This window comes from Rhizobacter sp., from assembly GCF_035702065.1.
Lineage (GTDB): Bacteria > Pseudomonadota > Gammaproteobacteria > Burkholderiales > Burkholderiaceae_C > Rhizobacter.
Window position 1 is genome coordinate 1 of sequence record NZ_DASSRA010000362.1, and the last position, 3,343, is coordinate 3,343.

Below are 3,343 nucleotides of genomic sequence, written 5' to 3' on the forward strand. Positions count from 1 at the left end.
CCCCGGCAGGGCACCTTCTTTTCTTTGCTTGCCCAAAGAAAAGAAGGCAAAAGAAAGGGCACCCTGCTCGCCGGTCGGCCTAGGGCCGACTGCTCTGCGCTGCTCGGACTTGGGGGCTCGCGCCCAACTCACTACGCGGCCTGCGGCCGCTGCGTTCATACAGGCGGCGCGAAGTCAGAAGACGAAGCGTGCTGGCGCACGCAGCCCCCAAGCCCTGCGCTGCTCGACGGCTCACCAAGGGGCCCGAAGAGAAAGCTCGCCTTCGGCATCGTGTCTCGGCTCGCTTCGCTTTGCCGAGGGTTCAAGCCGATGCGCAGCGAGGCGAGACGATGGGTAGTGCTGTCGCAGCAGGTGTGCGGCCGATCCTGCGGCACGGCGTGGACAGGCCGAGGAAACTTCAAGCCACGCAGTTCGGCCAAATGAAGAGCGCCTTTGCTTTGGTTACTTTCATTTGGCGCGACAAATGAAAGTGACCCGCCCGCCGGGGCGGACTCCCGGCGCACCCGTTCGAAGTAGGAAGAACGAACCACGCGAAGCGGGCACAACCAAACAACGGAGCAGGGCTTCGATACCTCAGCCCGAACGAACTGAGACTCGCATCGACCTCGTCACCCAATGCCATGTCCTGCCGCCCTCACACATCCGCACCTCAGCACGTGCCCCCTTGTCTGCGCGCCCCTAATTCGAAGTGATCTCCTAGGGGTGGTGAGGGTGAGAACGCTTCCTAGACTGAACTGAGCCACCAGCTCTTTCTCTTCCAGGGAGATACACACATGCCTCGCCTCACCATTCCGCTCGATGCCTCGGGCATCGATGGCTTCGACCCCAAGCAGCAACCCGTCAAGGTGCTGCTCACCTCGGGCGGCAAGCCGCTCGCTTCCGAAACCGTGTCGCTCGACGGCAAAGGCCAGGGCAAGCTGAACCTGTCCGTCGAAGGCGAACCGCGCGGCCTGCGCGTGATCGTCGGCCCGCACGATGCGAGCGACGACGAGCTGCTCGGCCTGCAGACGATCGGCGTCGACATACCGCTGCGCCGATGGCGCGGCAAGGCCGAACTCGCGCTCCCGCCCATCCGCATCACCGCGTACTACTGGTTCTGGTGGCTGCGCTGGTGCCGTACCTTCGTCATCCGCGGGCGCGTGCTGTGCCCCGACGGCAGCCCGGTGCCGGGTGCCGTGGTCTGCGCCTACGACGTCGACGCCTGGTGGTGGTGGTGGACCAAGCAACAGGTCGGCTGCGACACCACCGACGCGACCGGTGCCTTCACCATCCGCTTCCGCTGGTGCTGCGGCTGGTGGCCGTGGTACTGGTGGTCGCTGCGCCGCTGGCTGGTCGAGCCCTCGCTCGCGCGCATCATCCACGGCGCCTTGCAGCGCGAGCCGCGGCTGGTGCGGCTGCCCATCCCCGAGCCCACGCCCGACCTGAGCGTGCTGCAGCACATCGCGGGCGACGTGCCCACGCTGTCCGCCACGCGTCTGCCGGCCAAGCGCAGGGTGGCGCAGGCGGCCGGCATGATGATGGCGCCGGCTGTCGTGTCCCCTGGTGTTGCACCGGGACGTTCGCCCGTGTCGGCGGTGGAGCCGAGCGCGCTCGAGAGCCTGCGTTCGCGCCTGCTCGCCCGCCTGCCCAACGTGCCCATCCCGGCCCTGCCGCTGTGGCCGTGGCATCCATGGCAACCCTGGTGGGATTGCACGCCCGACATCGTCTTCCGCGCCACGCAGCGCTGCGGCGGCGTGGAGCACGTGATCGTCAACGAAAGCTGGTTCCAGGCGCGCTTCAACATCCCGCAGGTGAGCGACGTGACGCTCACTGCCACCGACGAGGCCTGCTGCGTTCCGCGCAACGACTGCACCGAAGGCGAGTGCCTGGCGCTGGCCAAGGTGTGCAGCGTCGATGCCGATGAAGTCGGCGGCAACCCCGGTGCCGACCCCGCGCCGGTGGGCTACGCCTTCCCCAACGTGCTCTCCAACGGCGGCGACGCGCCGTTTGCCGGCGTGGTCAACATCCGCGGCACGGCGCAGTGCATGAGCGGTGTCGACTACTACGAGATCGAGTTCACCGCCAACGGCGGGGCCACCTGGCAGCCCGTGCCGGCCGAAGGGCTGGGCGGCTTCGCGCGCGAGTACTGGGACTTCGCGCTCGGCACCGACGTCGACGTGGGCTTCAGCGCGGCCGTGCCCATCTCGGGCCACCACGTCTACGAGACCGTGGAGCACTACGAGGCCACGCACACGCCGGCCGACTGGGGCGCGAGCAAGGTCTGGCTCGGTACCAACATCGACCTCGTCTTCCCCTGGGTCACCGACGGTGTCTTCAGCGACGGCACCTACGGCCTGCGCGTGATCGGCTACGACGAGGCGGGCGGCACGCTCAGCAACCCGCGCGTGATGAACGTGTGCGACACACAAACCGAAGCGCAGATCGTCGTCACGCTCGACAACCAGTCGACCTTCGCGGCGCCCGGCCCGGCCGGCAACCCCTGCGGCCCGGGCACCACGCACGGCTGCACCAACGAGCCCAACACCGACATCCTCGATGCGCGCATCGTGCGGGCCGACGGCAGCAGCCACGTCATCGGGCCCTGCGGCAACATCACGCTGGCCGCGGGCGACGTGCTCGAAGTCGACTTCATCGCCCACGACGCACAAGGCCACCTCGCCTGGTACGACCTGATCGCCACCTACGGCGAGAACCTGGCGCGCGACCTGATCGCGCTCGGCGGCGGCGCCGCGGCAATCAGCCCGCTGCCCGGCGGTGCGCCGCCGGTGCCCGCGGCCACGCAGGTCGGGCCCGATTACGTGACGGCGAGATCGGCGCCGCAGAACGCCGCCGCGCCCTTCTGGGCCGGCGGGGCGATGCGCTTGTCGATCGCGGCGGCGGTGGCCTTCCCCGAAAGCTGCTGCTACCAGCTGGAGCTGCGCGCCTACAAGCGCACCATCGTCAACTGCCAGGCCAACCACGCGCACCGCAACCTGAGCGAGCGCAGTTTCCAGGTGACGGTGTGACGGGGGTCGATGGGGTGATGCTGCTCGCCGCCGTGCTTGCCACGTGGCGAGTGACGCACCTCATCGTGGCGGAAGACGGGCCATGGGACACCGTGGCCCGTCTGCGCCGCCTCGCAGGCAGCGGTGCGCTTGGCGATCTGATGGATTGCTTCTATTGCGCCAGCCTGTGGGTGGCCGCGCCGCTCGCGTGGTGGCTGCACGAGGATTGGATCGCCCGCGCCGTGCTGTGGCTGGCGCTGTCGGGCGGGGCCATCGTGCTGGAGAAGTTTCTACCCAAGCCGCCCGCGGGCGGCGCCTGAGCAGGAGATGAACATGTGTTGTGGAAGCAAGCGCGCAGC

General features: G+C 68.5%; 2 protein-coding genes. Both read left to right on the forward strand.

Annotated features, from left to right (window positions below):
- Window positions 1–773 precede the first annotated feature (773 nt).
- A complete protein-coding gene (locus VFL64_RS16015) occupies window positions 774–3,005 on the forward strand; it encodes a carboxypeptidase-like regulatory domain-containing protein (protein WP_489541376.1) in 2,232 nt (743 codons plus the stop codon).
- Window positions 3,006–3,022: 17 nt separating this feature from the next.
- Complete coding sequence (locus VFL64_RS16020) at window positions 3,023–3,304, forward strand: DUF1360 domain-containing protein (RefSeq protein ID WP_489541377.1); 282 nt, start codon at window positions 3,023–3,025, stop codon at window positions 3,302–3,304.
- Window positions 3,305–3,343 lie beyond the last annotated feature (39 nt).